We start from the raw sequence: 20,030 nt of genomic DNA on the forward strand, positions 1-20,030 counted from the left end.
GCGCCATGCCGCCGCACTCTCAAGCGCCTTCGGCGCGCGAGGGAGTTGGCAAAAAGGAGGAGTGAGATGATGGCTCGGTCAGGACTTCGTTTGGGTGCAGCAGTACTGCCGATTCTGGCAATCGGTTCTTATCTCGCCGGTAATCCTCAAAGCAGACAGGCTCAAGCACCGGCGGCTGGCGCAGCAGCGGCCCCTGCGCGCGAGCGGCTTCTCCTCGACGTCGGCTGGAAGTTCGCCCTCGGCGATGCTGCGGACATAAAGGGAGACTTCGGCTACGGATCGGGCGAGCTCTTCGCCAAAGCCGGCGAAGCCGCCGGAGCCATTACCCCGAACTTCGACGACGGCGCGTGGCGAACCGTCGATCTGCCTCATGACTGGGCGGTAGAGTTGAATTTTGTCAATGTGCGTGACAACAGCGTCAAGGATCATGGGTTCAAACCGATCGGCAGGCAGTTCCCCAAGACAACGATCGGATGGTATCGCCGGGCCTTGTTCATACCCAAGACCGATGAAGGACGACGGATTGCCGTCAGATTCGACGGTGTCTTCCGCGACTCCATCGTCTGGCTGAACGGCCACTACATCGGCCGCAACCTGAGCGGCTACGGTGAATTCGGATTCGATGTCACCGACTATATCCGGTACGGTGAGAGGAATGTACTGGTGGTTCGTGTCGACGCCAGCCAGATGGAAGGGTGGTTTTACGAGGGAGCAGGAATATACCGTCACGTGTGGCTGCTCAAATATGGCCCGGTGCATATCCCTGAATACGGTGTCTTCGTGCATTCCAAGGTCGACGGAAATTCCGCTCTGGTTACGGCAGAAACAGAAGTCTGGAACCAACTGGACACCGATATCACCTTTGATTTGCAGTCCGATCTGCTGGATGCTCAGGGGAAAAGAGTCCATATCTCGACTGCCAAAGCTGTTCATCTTGCCGGCTGGGAGCGCCGGCGCCTGAAGCAGGAAATCGCGGTGACCAATCCCCAACTCTGGTCGCTCGAAACTCCCCGCCTTTACAGGCTCGCGACCCGGGTGATCTCCCAGGGCAGGACCCTCGACAACGTGACGACCTCGTTTGGCATCCGCACCATTCTCTTTGACAAGGACAAGGGCTTCTTCCTCAATGGAAAGCCGGTCAAGATCCAGGGAGTGTGCGATCATCAGGATCACGCCGGGGTGGGTTCCGCTCTACCGGACCGGTTGCAGTTTTACCGCATCGAGCGCCTCAAAGAAATGGGCGACAACGCGTATCGCACCAGTCATAATCCGCCCACCAACGAATTGCTCGATGCCTGCGACCGGCTGGGCATGCTCGTAATGGACGAAAACCGGCTGATCGGAAGCAGCCCGGAAATGATGAGCCAGTTCGAAACGCTGATTCTTCGAGATCGGAACCATCCATCCGTAATTCTCTGGTCCATCGGGAACGAGGAATCCGGGATCCAAAACACCGATACCGGAAGGAGACTGGCCGAGTCGCTGCTGCGGCGACAAAAGCAGCTGGATCCCACGCGGCTCTCCACTTACGCGGCCAACAACGGGGGGCGGTATGAAGGAATCAATAGCGTCATACCGGTACGCGGATTCAATTACTATACGGACTCCATCGATAAATACCGGCAGGACCACCCCGAGCAGGTCTTGCTGGGCAGTGAGGAGGCAAGCACCGTCTGCACCCGCGGCATTTATGCCAATGACAAGGAACGCGGGTACGTATCCGACTACGACGCGAATGCGCCTGCGTGGGGATCAAGAACGGAGACGTGGTGGAAGTTTTTTGCGGCGAGAGCCTGGTTAGCCGGCGGCTTCGTGTGGACCGGTTTCGACTATCGCGGCGAGCCGACGCCCTACAGCTGGCCCTGCATCAACTCGCATTTCGGCATCATGGACATGTGCGGCTTCCCGAAGAACAACTTTTACTATTATCAGGCCTGGTGGTCGGACAAGGACGTTCTTCATGTCTACCCCCACTGGAACTGGCCGGGAAAGGAAGGGCAGCCGATCGATGTCTGGTGCCAGAGCAATGCGGAAGCGGTGGAGCTCTTTCTCAACGGCAAAAGCCTGGGGAGGAAGACAATGGAGCCCAACTCCCATCTCGAATGGAAAGTGCCCTATGAGCCGGGGACGCTCGAGGCGCGAGGAATCCGGCGGGGCCGCAGCCTGACCACAAAGGTCGAAACAACAGGCACGCCGGCAAGCATCCTGCTTACGCCGGACCGGTCCTCCATTCTCGCGGACGGCGAAGATGTCAGCGTCGCGAATGTCACGGTTCTCGACGCGGGAGGACGGGAGGTTCCGGTCGCAAATAACCTGATCCGATTCGAGCTCGGCGGCAGCGGGAGGATCCTGGGCGTCGGCAATGGCGACCCCAGCAGTCACGAAGCAGACAAGTTCCTCACCGGCACATGGCAGCGCAGCCTCTTCAACGGCAAATGCCAGGTCATCGTCCAGTCCACGCGCCAGCCCGGGATCATCCAATTGAAGGCCGTATCCGAGGGCTTGAAAGATGCGACGATTGAAGTCCGGGCAACGGCCTGCGAGCCCCGCCCCTGGTTGAAGCCGTTCAATCCGGAAATGGGGAACAACCTGGACCGGCGAGCCCCTGTCGAGTGAAAACGATCTTTGATCCGCGCCATCCCGCGGTCGGCGCCCAGGCTTTCATCGACGGCATGTGGAGAAGCACGGAATATCAGTTGCGGAGCGGGATCTAATGAAGGCGGATGTAGCGGTTACCGTGAAACCGTCGCCAGGACTGGCGCGCCGGCTCGGTCTTTTCGACGCCACCATGATCGTAATGGGCGGCATCGTGGGTTCAGGCATCTTCATGAATCCCTACGTGGTCGCACGGCAGGTGCACAGCCCCGCACTGATCCTGGGCGTCTGGGTCATCGGGGGCCTGATTGCGCTCGCCGGTGCCTTCGTCTATGCCGAGCTTTCGGCGCGGCGGCCGCAGGTGGGCGGGCAGTACGCTTACATCCGCGAGGCCTATCATCCGCTGGCCGCATTCATTTACGGCTGGGCGCTGCTGCTGGTCACGCAGACGGGAGGCATGGCTGCGGTTGCGGTCACCTTCGCGCGCTATTATGTCGAACTCACTCATGCCCCACTGCCGGAGTGGCTCATCGCCGCGCTCACGCTGGGTGTGCTCACCGCAATCAACTGTCTCGGCGTGAAGGCAGGCAGCACCACCCAGAGCATTCTGATGGTCATGAAAATCCTGGCGATCGCTGCACTGGTCGCGTGCGGCCTGCTGCTGGCGGGGGAATCCGCGGGGGTGCCCCCCTTCGCGGGGCCCGTGCTTGACCGCCCGGCCTCGTTCGATCTGCTGACCGCCATAGGCGCCGCCATGGTGCCGGTCCTGTTCGCCTACGGCGGATGGCAGACTGCCTGTTTTATCGCCGGAGAGGTGCGTGAACCGCGTAAGAATCTTCCGCGAGGGCTGATCATCGGCGTGACCGGAGTGATCGCGCTTTATCTGGGGGTGAATTTCGTTTGCGTGCGCGTCCTGGGAGCGTCAGGCCTGGCATCAACTGCTACCCCTGCCACCGACGTCATGCGGTCGGCGCTTGGCGACACCGGCGCCCGGCTGATAGCGGCGGGAATTGCCGTATCGACCCTTGGATTCCTCAGCCAGAGTATGCTCACGGCCCCGCGCGTCTATTACGCCATGGCCGAGGACGGTCTTTTCTTCAAGAGCGTCGGCCGGGTCCATCCACGCTCGCGGGTGCCGTCGATCGCCATTATTCTGCAGGGCGTGTGCGCCGCGGTCATCGCGTTCTCCGGGCGATACGAGCAGATTCTGAACTATGTGGTTTCGGTCGATTTCATTTTCTTCGGCTTGAGCGCGACGTGCATCTTTGCCCTGCGTCGCCATGACGCCCGGGGCCACGGCGCCCGTCCATCCGGATACAACATCCCCGGTCACCCGATAACCACTCTCTTGTTTGTCGCGGCCAGCTGGCTGGTCGTTATCAACACGGTCTACAAGTATCCGACGAATACGGTCATCGGGCTGGCGATTATGCTCGCAGGCGTGCCCGTTTATTTTTTCTGGAAATGGAGGAGAACAGGTTGGACATCACCAAAAGAACAATGAATTCGGAATATATAGATTGGGCGAAAACGCGCTCGCACGCGAAGTTCAATCTGGCAACCAGTGGTGTGGTGTCCTATCCGTTGCGCGAGCTTGGAGTGAGCCTGGAGGACATTGAGCTGAGCGGCCCGAGCTTTTACGGCTATGAGCCGCTTCAGCAGGCCCTGGCTGCAAAAACAGGAGCCCCAGCCGACTGCATTGTGTCTTCTATAGGCACTTCGCTCGCAAATCATCTCGCAATGGCGGCGATCGTCGAACCCGGAGATGAGGTGCTGATCGAACAACCCGCGTATGATCCCCTCCTTTCCCTCGCACGCTATCTGGGTGTCCGTGTCAGGCGTTTTCAACGGCGCTTTGAAAACGGTTTCCCTATTGATCCCGAGGAAGTGGAACGAAATGTCACGCCGCGCACGAAGCTCATCGTGATTACAAACCTGCACAACCCCAGCAGCTTCCTGACGGATGACGTTACGCTCCAGAGCGTGGGAGAGATCGCGCGCCGCACCGGCGCGCGCATCCTGGTCGATGAGGTTTACCTCGAAGCAGTGTGCTTTCAAACACCGCGTCATACCACGCGCTCTTCGTTTCATCTCGGGAAGGAGTTCATCGCAACCGGCAGCCTGACGAAGGCCTATGGGCTGAGCGGGCTGCGCTGCGGTTGGATCCTGGCCGAGCCGGAGCTGGCAAAGCGAATCTGGCGCCTGAATGATTTGTTCCACGTAATACCGGCGCACCCCGCGGAAAGGTTGAGCGTCGTGGCGCTGAAGCGTCTGATTCAAATTGCGGTCCGCGCCCGCGCGTTGTTGGAGGCGAATCGCCCCCTGCTCAATCGGTTCCTTGATTCGCGGGCCGACCTGGAGTGTGCCCGGCCTGCGTTCGGCACGGTGGTCTTCCCTCGGCTGAAAAGCGGCAGGGTGGACCAGCTTTGCTCTCTGCTGAGGGGAAAGTACGATACCACCATCGTGCCCGGCAGATTTTTTGAGATGCCCGATCACTTTCGTCTGGGGATCGGCGGCGAAACCGACATGCTCGCCGCCGGTCTGGAACGCCTCGCCTCCGCCCTCGACAGCCTGGCCGGGCAATGACGAACGACGAATGAGGAGTGGGATACTCGCCCACCCGTCATTTGGCGCGCGTCATTCCATCATCTCCGGGAAAAGGGGACATTCCGAATGTTCCCATGGGCCCGGGCCATAGCCGGGGTCAATGCGGTAATTCCAACTATCCCCTTTTTCCTCGTTCATTACCTGCGGGTGAGGTAGTAGTGCACCGCTGGAGTGACCATCAGCGACAGCACCATGGAGGCTGCGATGCCGCCGATGACCGCGATGGCCAGCGGCTGCAGCATCTGAGACCCCGCACCCAGTGCCAGAGCCAGCGGGATCATGCCGGCGATGGTGGCAAGAGCCGTCATCAGGATTGGCCGCAGCCGTCGTTCTCCCGCAGCGATCATGGCTTCTTCGGGATTGAGCCCTTCCCGACGATACTTCTGATCCGCATCGAGCAGCAGAATACCGTTTTTGGCCACGATCCCGATAACCATGATAAGGCCCATGAATGACGAGATGTTGAAGGTCTTTCCCGTGATCAGCAGAGCCAGAAACACCCCCGAAGTGGAAAGCAGCGCTGACGCAAGGATGGCCAAAGGCGCGGCGAAATCTCCAAACTCAAACAGCAGCACGATGAACACGAGCAGGATGGCGAGGATCAGGACCACGGCCAGATCCTTGAATGAGCGCTGCTGCTCTGCATAGCCGCCGCCGTACTCCACGCGGATGCCGGCAGGCAGGTTCAGTTTTGCGATCGTGTCCTGGACCGCCTTGATGCCGTCGCCCAGGCTCAATCCTTCCAGCCTGGCAGTGACCGCCATATCGAGCTGCAGGTTGTCCCGCCGGATCTCCGTCTGCCCGGGAAGCTCCGTCAGGCGAGCCAGCGAACCAAGGGTTGCCTTTTGACCGGTAGAACTGCCCAGGATCGTGTTCTGCATCGCTTCCAACGAAGACCGGGTTTCTGCAGGGAACCGAACCCGGATCGGGTAGACGCGATCGCCGATCACCACCGGCGTTGCCGCTTCCTCACCTTGCATGATCGCAGCGGTATTCATCTCCACCTCTTCGGGCGTGAATCCGGCACGTGCGGCAACCGTCGGGTCGACCTGAAAAACGATCGCCGGCCCGCTGATCGTGTTGTCGATTCCGTTCAGAATGTCGACCACACCGTTGATCTCTTTGATCGCATCGGCCACTTTCGGAGCCCATTCGCGGAGCAGGGCCGCGTTCTGGCTGAAGAGCTTGATCTCGATTGGTTCCGGCACGCTTGTCAGGTCGCCGATCATGTCCATCAGCAACTGGACGAATTCCATGTCAAGCATCGGGTATTTTTCGGCAATCTTATCCCTCAGCTCCGCCTCGACCTCGTCCACACTGCGATCGCGCTCCCGCTTGAGCTTCACTGCAAAATCCCCGGTATTGGCCTCGGTAACAGCGGCAAGGCCCAGCTGCATACCGGTGCGGCGCGATGTGCTTTCCACTTCGGGAGTGGCGCGCAGCATCTCCTCAATCCCGTTGAGCACTCGATTCGTCTCCTGGAGGGATGAGCCTGCCGGCATGTAGTAGTCGAGAATGAAGCCGCCCTCGTCCATACCGGGAAGCAAATCACTTCCGAGCGTGTGATAGCAATAAAACGAGGCGACGACGAGAGCCAGGCACAGGAAGCCGACAACCCACGGATGCTCGAGAGCGGCCCGCAGCGCCACCTTATAAATGCGCAGCGGACCCGCCAGGAACCGTGCCCCTTCCAGCTGTTGTTCGACCTCCGCCTGGTCCGTACCGGCACGAGAGTCCTCTTTCGGTGCGGCCGCCCCGGGCCCGCCGCTGCGTTTTCGGATCAAGTAGTGACTGAGAGTCGGCGTCCAGGTCAGGGCCAGAACCAACGAAGTCAAGAGCGCCATTCCCACCGTCACGGCCAGGGCGCGGAAAAATACGCCTGTGACGCCGGTGATGGCGATCAGGGGAAGGAAGACGACAATGGGCGTAAAAGTCGACCCCAGCAGAGGTATCCTGATTTCGCGCAGGGCGCTGCGCACCGCCTCCCCGCGGCTCTGCCCCGAGTCACGGTGCATGATGATGTTTTCCACGACAACGATGGCATCGTCGATGACCAGGCCGACGGCAGCGGCCAATCCGCCGAGTGTCATCAGATTGAAGCTTTCGCCCATGACGCGCAGGGTGATAAAAGTGATCGCCACCGTCGCGGGGATCACGAGCCCGGCCACAAGCGAAGTGCCCCAGTCGCGCAGGAACAAAACGAGAATCAGCGAGGCCAGCACGAGGCCGATCAGAATGGCGTCGCGCACGCTCCTGATCGAGTCGTTCACGATTTCCGATTGATCATAAAACGAGTTCAATTCGATTCCGCGCGGCAGCGTCTGACGGATCTTTTCGACTTCCTTGTGCACCTCATTGGCAACCATGACCGTGTTGCCGATCGGCTGGCGGTAAATGCTCAGCAGCACGGCGGGTTTCGTGTTCGCCGTAACAACGGTATACACGGGCTTATACGATGGCTTCACCTGCGCGAGATCGCCTATGCGGATGGGTACCCCGGCCGGTGTCGTTTTGACCACGATGTTGGCGATATCCTCCGGACCATGCGCCTGGCCGCTCACCAGCCCGAGCACCAGCTGGTGATGGCGCTCCATCATTCCCGGCGAGTCGATCATGTTGGTGGCACGGAGCACATCGAGCATGCCGGGGACGGTCACGCCTGTGCTTACCAGCTTGGCCGGATCCGGACTGATCTCGAACTCCGGCTCCTGACCGCCCTGCACCACGACCGTGGATACTCCGCTGAGGCGATTCAGGCGCGGTCTGAGTTCGTAGGTGGCGAGCTCCCAGATCCTGGTTTGCGGCACGGTGTCCGACGTGAGGCTGTATCCCATGATCGGAAAGGCGGCGAACGTCAGCCGGTTGGCGGTGATCTTGGCTGCCGGCGGCAGAGAGGAGCGGACTTCGGCCAGGGCCGCATTGACGAAGTTGAGCGTCTGGAACATGTCCTCCTGCCAGGAGAAGAACAAGTTCACTTCCACGGTCCCGCGGCTGGTGACCGAACGAACGGCCTCGAGACCCTGGACGCTGTTGACAGCCTCCTCGATCGGGCGCGTCACCGTGACCAGCATCTGGTCGATCGGCGCCACGCCGTTGTCGACGCCGACGATGACGCGTGGAAAGTCCGTCGACGGGAATACCGCTATGGGAATGGTGAACGCCAGATAGATTCCGACCCCGACACAGGTCAGGATCACGAAAATGATCGGCTTTGAATGGCGTGCGGTCCAGTGTTCCGCTGCAGGAGTGTCTCCAACTTGCGATTGGGCTTTATGATTTTCAATCATGCTGGTCGGTCTTCTCGTCGGTTTTCTGGTCGGCCTTCTTGCCGGGCTGCTCGTCGACCTTTTTTTCAATCTGCTCGCCGGTCTTTTCGCCGGGCTTCTCAACTCGGACTTTCGTTTTATCCTCCAGCCCAAGCCCGCCTACAACGATCACCTGCTCGCCCGGATCGAGTCCCATCAGGACTTGCACCTTGTCGGTCTGGCGAATCCCTGTCTCGATCTTCTTTTCGTGAGCCAGCGAATCGGAGCCGACGACCAGGACAATGTTTTCGCCCTCCTGGGACGGCAGGATGGCAGCCAGAGGAATTACAACCGCATCCGAGACCGTCTCGGCCAGGATCGAAACCTGCACGGAAGCCCCGGGCTTGAAACGCTCACCCGGGTTCGGCGCCTCAACCCAGACTTCGGCAGTCGTGCTGTTGGGATCCAGGGCCGGGCTGACCACGGTGACCTTCCCGCGCAGCTCTGCGGTCGAATCCAGCGCGGTGATTGCAGCCGGATTGCCTGCCTTCAGAAACGTGAGCTGTTCTGCCGGCACGTTGGCGCGAGCGATTACGCGGGAGATATCCATCACGGTAAGCAGCGGCGTACCCGCGCCGGCCATCTCACCGGCATAGAGCGGCCGTTCGGTGATGACGCCGTCGATCGGACTGAGAATCCTGGAGTATTCCAGCTGCACTTCCGCCCCCTGGCTGCGCGCTCTGGCTGCTTCCAACTGAGCCTGCACCTGTTTGGTCTCGGCTTCCCTGCTCACCTTCTGCAGAGCATCGAGATGCTTCTCGGCGACCTCGAACTGGCTGCGTGCCTGGACAAAGCCCACATTCGCCTCATCGACCTGCCGGCGCGGCAGCGCACCTTGCTCCAGAAGCGCTTTGCGGCTTTCGTAGAGCTTCTGTGCCGCATCAAGCGCTTCTTTGGCGGACTGCACATCCGTCTGCGCCTTCGTGAGCTCCTCCGGCAACGATGCCGCGGTCATGCTCTGGTAGCTGGCAGCCGCCTGGTCGACCAATCCTCTCGCCTCAGCAGCGGCTGCAGCCAGGTCCCGGTTCTCGAGCACGGCAAGCAGCTGGCCTTTGCGGACGTGCGCCCCGCGGTTCACATAAAGCTCGCGAATCGGAGCCGTGATCTTCGGGATCACCGTAGCCTGGTCGAAGGCATGTAAGATCCCCCGCGCCTGTATGATCCGTTCGATCGAAGCGCGCTGGACCGTAGCCGTCTGGACGGGAGCTACAGGTTCCGCTTCCTGCGGTGCGTTCTGAGAGCAACCGGCGGCCAGGCATACCATCCACAATGCCGCTGCGGTCATGATTCGTTTCTGCATGGGATAGTTCGGCATAGGCTAAATGGTTCCTGTTAGCGTCTGGATACCGGCGAGAGCCAGACGATAGCGTGAAAGGCCGTCGTCGAAGGCATTGCGCGCCTGCGCCAGAGTCGATTGGGCGTCCACCACCTCGAGTACAGTCACATCGCCCGCCTCATAACGCAGATTCGTGAGGCGGAGGCTTTCTGTGGCGACCTCCATCGAGCGCCGCAGAGAATCCACCTGCGCCTGCGCTGACTGTGCTTCGAGATATAACGAATGAAGTGTCGAAATCAATTGCTTGCGCGAAAACTCGAGATCCAGCTGCGCCTGCTGGCGTCGCATGCCGGCTTGGCGGACTTTGCTTCGCGTCGTCCACCAGTTCCAGACAGGTATGTTCAGTGTCGCCTGGGCCACGGAACCGAGGCGGTTATTGCCTTCCGGGTCATGGGTGGCAAACTGATTCGCATTGATGCCGAAGAAATAGTCAAAGCTGAGCGATGGGAGGTAGGCGGCACGGGCAATAGTGATGGCGAACTCCTCCTGGCGGATACTCTCCTCGGCGGCCCGCAGCTCCGGGCTCTTCTGCCTCGCCAGTGACTCAACCTCATCATAGGGAGGCAGCTGATTCACCGAGTTGAGATCATCGACGAGGTTGAAATCCAGCCGGTAGTCTGGGAACAGCAGTACCGCGAGCGCGATGCGAGTCTTGTCCACCGCCAGGCGGGAGTCCTGAAGATCGCGCTGGCGCTGCTGCAGGACCAATTGCGCCTTCAGGACGTCCGCATGAGCCACTTCGCCACCCTTCTCGAGTTTTTCGGTGACGTCCACGAATCGCTGAGCCTCGTCCAAGGCGCGTTGGGCATTCACAGACTTACGTTGCGCCGCCACGGCTGCATAGTAGTTCTGAACCACGGTCGCTACCAGGCCCCGCGCCACAATGTCCCTTTTCGCTTCCTCCAGCGACTGCGCCGCAATCGTACGGCGGTATTCCGCCATCCGTTCCGGCGAAAACAGCTCCTGATGTACCTGAGCCTGGCTGTTATAGATGTGGACGCCGTCGTTTGCGACAAAAACTCCGGAACTTGTGCCGTTCCCTTGCGTGTAAAGATACTGGTTGAAATAGCTCAGCGACGGGAGGAGCGCTGCCCTGGCCTGAGAACGGTCCTCCCGGGCCAGGTTCACGTTGATTGCTGCCGATTGAAGCAGCTGGCTGTTGTCCCGCGCTCGTTCCAGAGCATTTTTCAGATCAATCGTAATGATGCCTTGCTGCGCCGTGCCGGCTGGGATCTGCGCACGAACCGGCGGCGTCAAGACACTGCAGACAGCGATGGTCGAAATAAGAAACACCTTTGCACGTGCGAGGTACATACAGCTCCTTGCGGTGAAGTGGCAAAGCCGCTCTTTGGAGTGCGCGAGCTTGTTGGTGCCTTGGCTCGGAAACCGGCTTGTACCGCGGCGCGCGCGTCCTGCGCGCGCCGCCTGAGGCGGCAGCAGGCTGCCGCACTCCAAGGATTATTTCCCTACCATCTCGTAAACGAGTACTTTGAACGAATTCGGCACCGCCTGGGCACGTCCTCGCCCGGGAGGCGTGCCGGCAGGAGGAGTCGCCGGCGCCGGCTGATAGTCGACGGCGGCGAGATAAATCTTGTGCGTCTTGGGATCGAGCGTCATCGTTCGTGCGCCTCTCGCGGTTTCCAGTGTCTGGACGACCGTCAATTTGTCGGGAGTCTCTTCCCTGGCGATCGTGACGCTCCCGGCCTGGCCACATGAGGCAAAGGCAAGTCTGGTACCCGGATCAAACCGATTGGCGTCCACACCGGCTCCGATAGGGACTGTGCCGACGACCTTTCCGGAGGTGCTGTCCATCATGACCATCAGGTTGTCACATCCGATGAACAGCCGATGGTTCACCAGATCGATGGCCATGCCCGAACCGCCTTCGCCCGGCGCGGTCGGCCACTCGGCAACGATTTGATGTGTCTTCATATCGATAGCAACAACTTCATTCTTATTATCGATATTGTTGTAGATGCGTCCCGCCTTTGTGTCCACTACGGCGAACTCGGGCGTCCCCGGCAGCGTGATTGTGGTTATTACTTTGCCGGTCTTGGCTTCAAAAACGGTGGCCGAGGGGGCGGTCCTGCTCCGGTTAAAGGTGTAGACTTCCTGTACGCCCGGGACATAGAGAATCCCATCGGGATTCTGACCCGTATCCACTTTGGAGGTCGTCTTGAGCGTCTTGAGATCGACGATGCTGGCTTTGGATTCCTGGCCGTTGCTCGAGAACCCCAGCCCAAGCTCCGGCGCGATGGCAAAGCCATGAACTCCCGGCGTATCCGTGATCTCGCTGATGACTTCATCCTTGTCGATATCGATGACCACGACCTTGGTGCCGTGGGTAACATAGACTCTGCGCCCGGCCTCGTCGGTAGCCGCGTAATCCCAACCGCCCTCGGCGCCGACGGCAATTGTCTTCAGATATTTATACGGCCCCGCAGCCGGAGCCTGAGGCTGGGTAACCGCAACACCCACCAGGGCCAAAAACAAAAGAACCACAAACAGAGAATATCGTTTACTCATTCGAAGCCTCCCGTATGATGGCGGGAACGCTCGTTCCCGCGAAATCCTTCCCGATCACCCGGGCAGAGAGCTCGGATCCTAACCGGAGAGTTCTTCGTCGCTCTGAGTTGCGCAATTCTATGCTCTAAGCTCAATGTACGCAACATGGTTGATGCAATGTTTTCACCAATAGGGCAGCAGGCCGCCGCACTCCTAACCACTAGCCATGATCTGCCGGAACAAAAAGGGTAAAGGTGGTTCCCATCCCTGGATTGCCGGCCACTGCGACTCGACCACCATGTAATTCCGCAATCATCTTCACGATGGCCAGTCCCAGGCCTGCGCCTTCCGACTCTGAGCCGGCGTAACCGGAACCGCGGTAGAAGCGGTCAAAGATATGGGGCAGATCTTCCGCGGCCACACCTTTTCCGGTGTCGGCCACCTCCACCGCGGCAAAGGCAGTATCAAGTTTGACGCGGACCGATATCGCACCCCCCTCCGGAGTGTATTTGACGGCGTTGATTAACAGGTTCACCAGGGCACGGCGCAGCAACCGCGCATCACCAAGCACATTCACCTCTTCTCCCACACTCCATTCAAGGAGGAGATTCCTGCTCTGGGCAAGTGGACGCAGCGAGCGGCAACTTTCGTCCGCAATCTCCATCAAATCGGCCGGTTCCTTGATCACAGGCAACTGGGAAGCCTCTGCCCGGGCGATGAGCAGGAGGTCATCCACGATTGCCGACAGGTGCTCGGTCTCGGCACGCATGGCAGCGAGCGTAGCAGCATACTCCTCTGCGGATCGTGATCTCTCGAGCGCCACATCCGCCTGGCTACGCAGAATCGCCGCCGGCGTGCGCAGTTCATGGGCCGCATCCGAAAGAAACTGTCGTTGCTGTTGAAACGCCCGTTCGAGCCGGGCAAACAAGTCGTTCAAAACCCGCGCCAGCTGCCCAAATTCGTCATGGGAGCTTGCGGCTTCGAGCCGCTGTTCGAGCGCATGAGCTTCGATATGTCGGGCCTGGGCGGTCATCTGAGTGACGGGCTTCAGGGCACGCCCGGCAAGAAAATAGCCGCTCCCTGCTGCAAACAAGAGGATCAGGGGGAGTGCAATGAAGAGTGTTCGCCGCAGAGTTCCCAATTGCGCATCCACAAGCGTGAGGTCGCGCGCCAACAGGACCTGGTAGCCGGAGCCGTTTCCGCCAGAGCCCCGGCACAGGCGCCACGAGCGCAAGCCGTCAAAAACAGTGGCAGGCTCACCAAATCTGACGCGCCCGTCGCGAACGGCAGCCAACAGCGAGTCGGGCAGAGAGCGCACGTTGACAAAGTACTGCTGCGCTTCGGCCAACGAGAGCTGCAAAGCCATTTGCGAGGGCAGGCCCAGCTCGCCGATTTCATCGAGAAGGCGCGCCGCAGTCGGGCTGCCTTCCTCCCGGTAGGCACGGTCGAGAGCGCCGGTTACCATGGCGCGGGCATCCGACAACTCGCGATCGACCTGGGAGTAGAGGCTCTGCTTGGCCAGGTGGTTGACCACCCCGCCGAAAAAGATGAACGAAAGGGACAAAACGAGCATGTACCAAAAGGTCAAACGCCAGCGCACCGTCTTGCCAAACCACATCAAAGCAGACCCTCAGTGCACGGTTTCGGCTATGCCCGCACAGATTCACCAGCCTTGCAGTGCGGCGGCTTGCAGCCGCCTTGCCGTTGCGCCACCGGCAGCATGCCTGTGGCGGAGCGCCGGAACAGGCGCCGAGGTCAGCCACCGGCTTGTTCGCTGTCTTGGGCACGAAGAAGGTAGCCGGCGCCGCGGCGCGTGTGGATCAACTTAACCTGCGCACCCTCATCGATCTTCTTCCTCAGGCGCTGAATGTAGACCTCGATCAGATTCGAAAACGGATCGAAGCTCTCGTCCCAGACGTGATCGGAAATGCGTTCCCGAGAAACCACCTCGCCCGCATGCAGCACCAGGTATTCCAGAAGGGCATACTCCTTGGCGGTCAGGCGGACCATGCGCCCACCGCGCTTTACCTCCTGACTGGCGGTGTCCAGCGTCAGGTCGGCAAGTTTGAACCGGAGCGGGCGCAGTTCGCTATGCCGCCGCAGGAGGGCGCGCAGCCGGGCCAGCAGCTCCTTGAAGGCAAAAGGCTTGATCAAATAGTCGTCGGCGCCCGCATCAAGACCGGCTACGCGATCCTCCACCGCATCGCGCGCGGTCAGCATCAGGATCGGCACGCTCAATCCCTGCCCCCGGAGAGCCCGGCAAACAGCAAGCCCATCCCTCCGCGGCAGCATGATGTCGAGCACAATCGCATCATAGCGGTTGATTTCCGCCTGCTGCAGCGCAGTTTCGCCGTCACAAGCGACATCCACCGCGTAACCCCGCTCCCGCAGCCCTTTGGCCAGAGTTTCCGCCATCGGCCGGGCGTCTTCGACTACCAACACGCGCATGGAGCAAATGTTTAGTTCAATTACTTGCCTTTGGCAAGGGGTTTGCCATCAAGCCCCATCTCGACTTCAGACTGCTTTCCGGCATTATCCACCAGGGCAGAAAAGCCCGTCTGCACCTTTGCGCCGTTGGCGACAGTCTCGAGCTTCACGAGCTTGGCTTTTCCGATGCTTTTTTTGATCTCAGCCTGCACTGCGGCAGGGAGTGAGGCGAGATCAACTTCTTCTTCAACTTCGGTCAGGGCTCCTTTGGCATCGATCAGCATATCTCTGCTGTGACCCTTCACCTTCGTCTCAACCTCATAGATAGTTTTGCCCGCATCGCTTTCCTTGGAGATGCCGACAATTTCTGCTCCCTGGGTCTCCTTCTGGATCGTTGCCTGCACGACCTTGGGAAGATCCTTCATCGCGAGCTTCCCTTCTCCCGCCTCCCCGGTTTCTCCCTTTTCCGCCTTTTTGGGAACCGCTTTCTGTTGTGCAGAGACGGCGCCGACAAACAGAAAGCAAATGGCGAACAGGAACACACCGGCACACCTGATTCTGGCCAGACTCATGGTTTCTCCTTCACGTAACAGAATTCATAAGTCAATCTGAATTTCAGCGGCATGAGATTACCAGCATCCACCTAAATAGAAGATGAACGCCCCCCTTCTTTTTGCGCCGGAGGCGTGGCAGAGCTCGGCCCCGGGCGTGCCTGGGATTTTCATTTGGAGAAATGGGCGTTCTGGAAGGGCGAACGAGAGACGCATGGATTGCGGTCATGGCATTTCACCCGAGGTGGCCCTGGTTCTCCCGGCCTTCGGGTACAAAGACATGCCGTCAAGGAGCGCCGTTCGCATGGTAGACTCTGTTGTCATGACAGCGGAAATTCTTTCGCAGGCTTCCGGACATGCCAGAATCCTGGTCGTCAGGGTAGGCGCCCTTGGCGATACTCTGATGGTCACGCCACTGCTGCGTTTGCTTCACGAACGTCAACCACAGGCAGAAATCGATTTTCTATGTTCCGACCTGGCAGCTCCCTTGCTGGAGTTGAACCCGTATGTGTCCCATCTTCATCGGCTCCGCGGCCGCAACCTGCCGCTGGCCCTTTCCTTCGAAAAGCGACGCCTGGTGCGGCAACTCCGCGCCCGCGACTATGATCTCGCCGTTCTGCTGGAAAGCGCGCCCCGATACCGCATCCTGACCGAGCAAGCGCGCCCGCGCCAGATCAGGAGTTTCGCTGAAGTTCCTTTTAATCCCAACCTCCACGCCATCGTCAACAATCTGAACGCGGCTGACATTCACGATGCCAAAATTGAAGATCTCAACATGGACTTGCCGCTGGCCTCCGACGACGAGGCCAGGGCGGACCGGGTGCTGGCAGATCTCCCGCAGCCTCGCATCGGCGTGCATATCGGTTGGGGTCCGCAGGGAAGGAAAAAACTCCAGGCCCAACGTTTGCGCGGTTGGAGCCATGCCGGCTTTATCCAACTGATCCGCATGCTCCTGGATCATGACGGCATCAGCGTGGTGCTGACGGGCTCGTCAGAAGATGCGCGGGATACTGAGGCTATTTGCAGACAGATGCCCGGTGGGCGCGTGCAATCGATCGCGGGCCGGACGCGAGTCAGGGAACTCGCAGCCGTCATCAAGAAACTGGACCTGCTCATCTCGGTGGATTCGGGCCCCTGTCACATGGCGGCGGCCTTGGGAACACCGCTGGTGGTAGTATGGGGGCCCGGCAGGCTGGAGCAGACCCGGCCGGTCTCGAGCATCACGCCCGTCCGCTTGGTGCGCCATCCCGTTCCCTGTGCCCCCTGCCAGAGCACTCCGTTGCAAAAAACCTGCCGGCGCAACATCTGCATGGAATTGATCACGCCCGAGGAGGTCTTTGCCGCTGCCCAAAGCCTGCTCACTTCGTTGCCCGGGATTGACCGCCGGGATAAGGAGTGACATGACGAATGAAAAGCGCAAGCTACGTCCTGGGCAATATCATCCCCGAAAGGCCGCCCAAGACGTCGATCCCTCTCCCGGCACTGCCACTGGAGCAGGTGCTGCCGCACTACGACGCCGTTGGACGGCTACTCCTCCTTCAAGGCTGTCAGCGGATCCAGCCGGGCCGCCCGACGGGCCGGTAGATAGCAAGCGAGCACTACAGTTACGGCCAGGAAAACAGGCAAAGCGACAAACGTGGCCGGATCGTGGGGCTGGATGCCGAACAGCATGCTCGACAGGAAGCGGGTGAGCGCCAGAGAGCCGGCGATGCCGGCGCCGATGCCAAGCAACGTGGGCATGACGCTCTGGCTGATGATCAACCGGTAGATCGTGCCTGACTGCGCGCCCAGGGCGATACGGAGGCCGATCTCCCGAGTGCGGCAGCTGACCGCGTACGCCACGACTCCATAAGTGCCGAGCAGAACCAGAGCGAGCGCGCTCAGGGCCAAGCACCCCATCAGCACCGTGTAGAAACGAGGCTGTGCCACCGATTCCCACAGCCGGTCGTTCATGGTTTTGATTCCTTCCGGGATGATGGACTTGTCGATCTGGGCAATCTGAGCGCGCAGGGCAGGAATCAATCTCTCGGGCTTCACCCGTGTTCGGATGGCGATATGTGCGTCGCTGATTCCAAAAGGAGATCCGGGCTGGAGCGTCGAATAGTAGAGACATGGGAGCGACTGCTTATCCAGACCGTAGTGCTTCACATCGGCGACGACTCCCACAATCGAGTTTGGGGGGTCCTTCGGATTCCAACTCTCTATGGTTTTGCCGATAGGGTTCATGCCGGCGAAATAGCGTTTCGCCAGCGATTCATTGATGACCACGACCCTGGGCGTCCTGGCGGTGTCGAGCTCGCTCAAAAAGCGGCCTTCAAGAAGGTGCAGTCTCATGACCATGAAATAGCTGGGGCTCACCTTTGCGAAATCTGCAAGCGCAACCCCACCGTTTTCGGCCCAACCTTCCGGCTGGAAGGTCGCATAGGCCTTGCCGGTCAAGGGCAAGCCGGTTCCGGCGACCGCCACACCTTCAACCTCTGGCAACTTCATCAAGCGCTCGGTCAGCTGTTGATAGAAAGCGGCCTGCTGCGGCCGCTTCGGATATCCTGCATCCGGAAGACGGATTTCCGCGGTGAGAACATTGTTTGGTTCATACCCTGGATCGACCGAAATCAGCGCAATGAAGCTGTGCACGATGAGGCCGCCGGCAACCATCAGCGTCAGCCCGACGGCGACCTGGAAGACAACAAGCGCACCCCTTCCCAAACGAAGCCCGAATCCCGACATCAGGGACCTCTTCGCATCCTTTAAAATGGCCTGCACGTCGGTTTTCGAGGCCTCCCATACCGCAAAGATGCCCATGAACGCGCCGGTCAGGACTGAAACAACCACGGTGAAGGTCAGCACTCTGAAATCGAGTCCGATCACGGACTCGCTGCGCAGCTTCATGGGGCTGAAAACGACAAACAAACGGACTGCCCAATAAGACCAGACGCTCCCCAGTGCGCCACCCAGGAGCGAGAGGAGCAGGCTTTCGGCAAGCGATTGGCGTATGAGCATCCCTCGCGTGGCACCGAGTGCAGTCCGGATGGCGAATTCCTTCTCCCGGGTTCGGGAGCGTGCCGCCATAAGATTGGCCAGATTGGCGCAAGCGATGAGCAGGACCACTGCAACCGCCGTGAAAAGAACGGTCAGGGCCACCCGGGTCTCTCGGGCCAATACGTCATGAAGCGGGGACAGATATACAACACTGGGGCCGGCCTCGCCGTACGACCCCGGGCTTAATGCATGTTTGATCGCGTTGACTTCAGCCAGAGCCTGCTGGGGCGTGATCCCGTCGCGGAGACGCGCGATGGCACGCCACATGTATCCACGGCCCTGCGGCACCATGGGAACCCATATTTGGGCCTGGCCCTCGGGAAAGCTGAATTTCGGAGGCATGACGCCAACGATCCCATAGCTTTTGCCACTGAGGGTGACCACCTTTCCCATCAGCGATTTGTCGCCGGCAAACCGTTTCATCCAGAGATCATGGCCAATCAAGGCGACGAAACTCTTCCCTTTTTGTTCCTCCTCGTCACGGAAAACCCGGCCAAACTGCGCGCGCACCCCGAGAACTCTGAAAATCGACGGTGAAACATAAGCGGCAACGATCGTCTCCGGATTCCCGGCCCCGGTCAATTCGAGGTTTTGAACATAAAACTGGGCCACGGCGGCGATGGTGTCGGACCGTTCCCGCAGGGCCCTGTAAATCTCCTCGTCGAGAAACTCCCGCTGCGCCATGATGCGATTGTCGTTACCGAGCGCCACAATCCGGTCGGGATCGCGATAGGGCAAAGGCCGGATCAAGACCGCATCGGCTATGCTGAAGACGGTGGTGTTGGCGCCTATGCCCACCACGAGCGTCAGCACGGCGGTTGCGGTAAACCCGGGACTCCGGCGCATCAGCCGGAAGGCATAGCGAAGGTCTCTGAGCGCGGTCTCGATGAAAGGAATTCCCCGCTGGTCGCGATACGCCTCTTTTGTCTGTTCCAGCCCGCCGAGCGCAAAACGCGCCTGCCGCCGCGCTTCCTCAGGCGACAGGCCGGCGCGCAAACTAGCCTCTATCAGCATCTCCAGGTGGCACTGGAGCTCCTCGTCCAGTCGCCCGTCTTGCTTTCGTTTCCGAAAGACCGACAGCAACCGGCACAAAATCTCACGGAGCAAGGCCATGGCATTCCCCGAGCCTGAATCATTCATAAAGCAGAAGCTCACGTCCGTGAAAAGCAACAAAATTGTACGCGGATGAACGCGGGCAGGAGCTCCTGCACGCCGACCAAAGCCGAACCGTCGGCGCTTGTCAGCGTCTTTCCGCGTCCAAAACTGCATTTTGGTCGCATATTCATGAATAGCCCGAGTTAGGTTTCCGCCTGAAACAGGCGTGCCATGATGCCGGTCATTCTCTCCCAGTTCTGAGTCTCGACTTCCAGCTGCTTGCGTCCGGCCCGCGTGAGGCTGTAATAGCGTGCGCGACGGTTGTTCTCCGACCGGCCCCACTCGGACTTGATCCAGTCGCGCTGCTCCAGCCGCAGGAGGGCCGGATAGAGCGTGCCCTGATTGAGTTGCAGGACGTTCTGCGAGATCTGCAGGATCCGCTGGGCAATCCCGTAACCGTGCGTGGGCCCCAGCGTCTCGAGGGTCTTCAGGACCATGAGGTCGAGGGTTCCCTGCAAGACATCCGCCTTTTCAGTGGTCATGGAGATATCTCCTTTGGATCTGTTGATT

At 59.9% G+C, this 20,030-nt stretch carries 13 protein-coding genes; 4 read left to right on the top strand and 9 right to left on the bottom strand.

The window, feature by feature from the left end; all coding sequences use genetic code 11:
* The first annotated feature begins 69 nt into the window (after positions 1-69).
* The 3 genes from LAP85_16405 (at position 70) to LAP85_16415 (ending at position 5,181) form a co-directional block, all read left to right on the top strand.
* Positions 70-2,616 (top strand): DUF4982 domain-containing protein, encoded by a 2,547-nt coding sequence (locus tag LAP85_16405; protein MBZ5497985.1) that lies wholly within the window; start codon positions 70-72, stop codon positions 2,614-2,616.
* Positions 2,617-2,713: 97 nt separating this feature from the next.
* A complete protein-coding gene (locus LAP85_16410; GenBank protein MBZ5497986.1) occupies positions 2,714-4,099 on the top strand; it encodes an amino acid permease in 1,386 nt (461 codons plus the stop codon).
* Complete coding sequence (locus tag LAP85_16415; protein ID MBZ5497987.1) at positions 4,096-5,181, top strand: aminotransferase class I/II-fold pyridoxal phosphate-dependent enzyme; 1,086 nt, start codon at positions 4,096-4,098, stop codon at positions 5,179-5,181. The genes LAP85_16410 and LAP85_16415 overlap by 4 nt, the downstream gene beginning before the upstream one ends.
* Positions 5,182-5,339: 158 nt before the next feature.
* Here the strand turns inward: LAP85_16415 and LAP85_16420 are convergent, their stop codons facing one another.
* The 7 genes from LAP85_16420 to LAP85_16450 all read right to left on the bottom strand — a co-directional run bounded on the left by LAP85_16420 (position 5,340) and on the right by LAP85_16450 (position 15,347).
* Positions 5,340-8,489 carry an efflux RND transporter permease subunit gene (locus tag LAP85_16420; protein ID MBZ5497988.1) on the bottom strand — a complete coding sequence of 1,050 codons (3,150 nt, stop codon included), beginning with the start codon at positions 8,487-8,489 and terminating at the stop codon, positions 5,340-5,342.
* Positions 8,482-9,822 (bottom strand): efflux RND transporter periplasmic adaptor subunit, encoded by a 1,341-nt coding sequence (locus LAP85_16425; GenBank protein ID MBZ5497989.1) that lies wholly within the window; start codon positions 9,820-9,822, stop codon positions 8,482-8,484. The genes LAP85_16420 and LAP85_16425 overlap by 8 nt, the downstream gene beginning before the upstream one ends.
* A gap of 3 nt (positions 9,823-9,825) precedes the next feature.
* On the bottom strand, positions 9,826-11,157 hold the full coding sequence (locus LAP85_16430) for a TolC family protein (GenBank protein ID MBZ5497990.1): 1,332 nt from the start codon (positions 11,155-11,157) through the stop codon (positions 9,826-9,828).
* A 144-nt stretch (positions 11,158-11,301) separates the two neighbouring features.
* Entirely contained in the window at positions 11,302-12,369 is a 1,068-nt protein-coding gene (locus LAP85_16435) for a YncE family protein (protein MBZ5497991.1), read from the bottom strand.
* 199 nt (positions 12,370-12,568) lie between these two features.
* Entirely contained in the window at positions 12,569-13,966 is a 1,398-nt protein-coding gene (locus LAP85_16440) for a heavy metal sensor histidine kinase (GenBank protein MBZ5497992.1), read from the bottom strand.
* A 137-nt stretch (positions 13,967-14,103) separates the two neighbouring features.
* Positions 14,104-14,796 (bottom strand): response regulator transcription factor, encoded by a 693-nt coding sequence (locus tag LAP85_16445; protein MBZ5497993.1) that lies wholly within the window; start codon positions 14,794-14,796, stop codon positions 14,104-14,106.
* Positions 14,797-14,816: 20 nt separating this feature from the next.
* Positions 14,817-15,347 (bottom strand): hypothetical protein, encoded by a 531-nt coding sequence (locus LAP85_16450; protein ID MBZ5497994.1) that lies wholly within the window; start codon positions 15,345-15,347, stop codon positions 14,817-14,819.
* Positions 15,348-15,540: 193 nt separating this feature from the next.
* Here LAP85_16450 and LAP85_16455 point away from each other — a divergent pair, with 193 nt between their 5' ends.
* Entirely contained in the window at positions 15,541-16,725 is a 1,185-nt protein-coding gene (locus LAP85_16455) for a glycosyltransferase family 9 protein (protein MBZ5497995.1), read from the top strand.
* Between the two features lie 128 nt (positions 16,726-16,853).
* On the opposite strand, the gene LAP85_16460 is transcribed toward LAP85_16455, so the two are convergent.
* Both LAP85_16460 and LAP85_16465 read right to left on the bottom strand, forming a co-directional pair.
* Positions 16,854-19,505 (bottom strand): ABC transporter permease, encoded by a 2,652-nt coding sequence (locus LAP85_16460; protein ID MBZ5497996.1) that lies wholly within the window; start codon positions 19,503-19,505, stop codon positions 16,854-16,856.
* Positions 19,506-19,663: 158 nt separating this feature from the next.
* The gene (locus LAP85_16465) at positions 19,664-20,002 is read right to left on the bottom strand and encodes a PadR family transcriptional regulator (protein MBZ5497997.1); all 339 of its coding nucleotides are present in this window, start codon (positions 20,000-20,002) and stop codon (positions 19,664-19,666) included.
* Positions 20,003-20,030 lie beyond the last annotated feature (28 nt).

The sequence above is a fragment of the Terriglobia bacterium genome (genome assembly GCA_020072565.1).
Classification (GTDB): domain Bacteria; phylum Acidobacteriota; class UBA6911; order UBA6911; family UBA6911; genus JAFNAG01.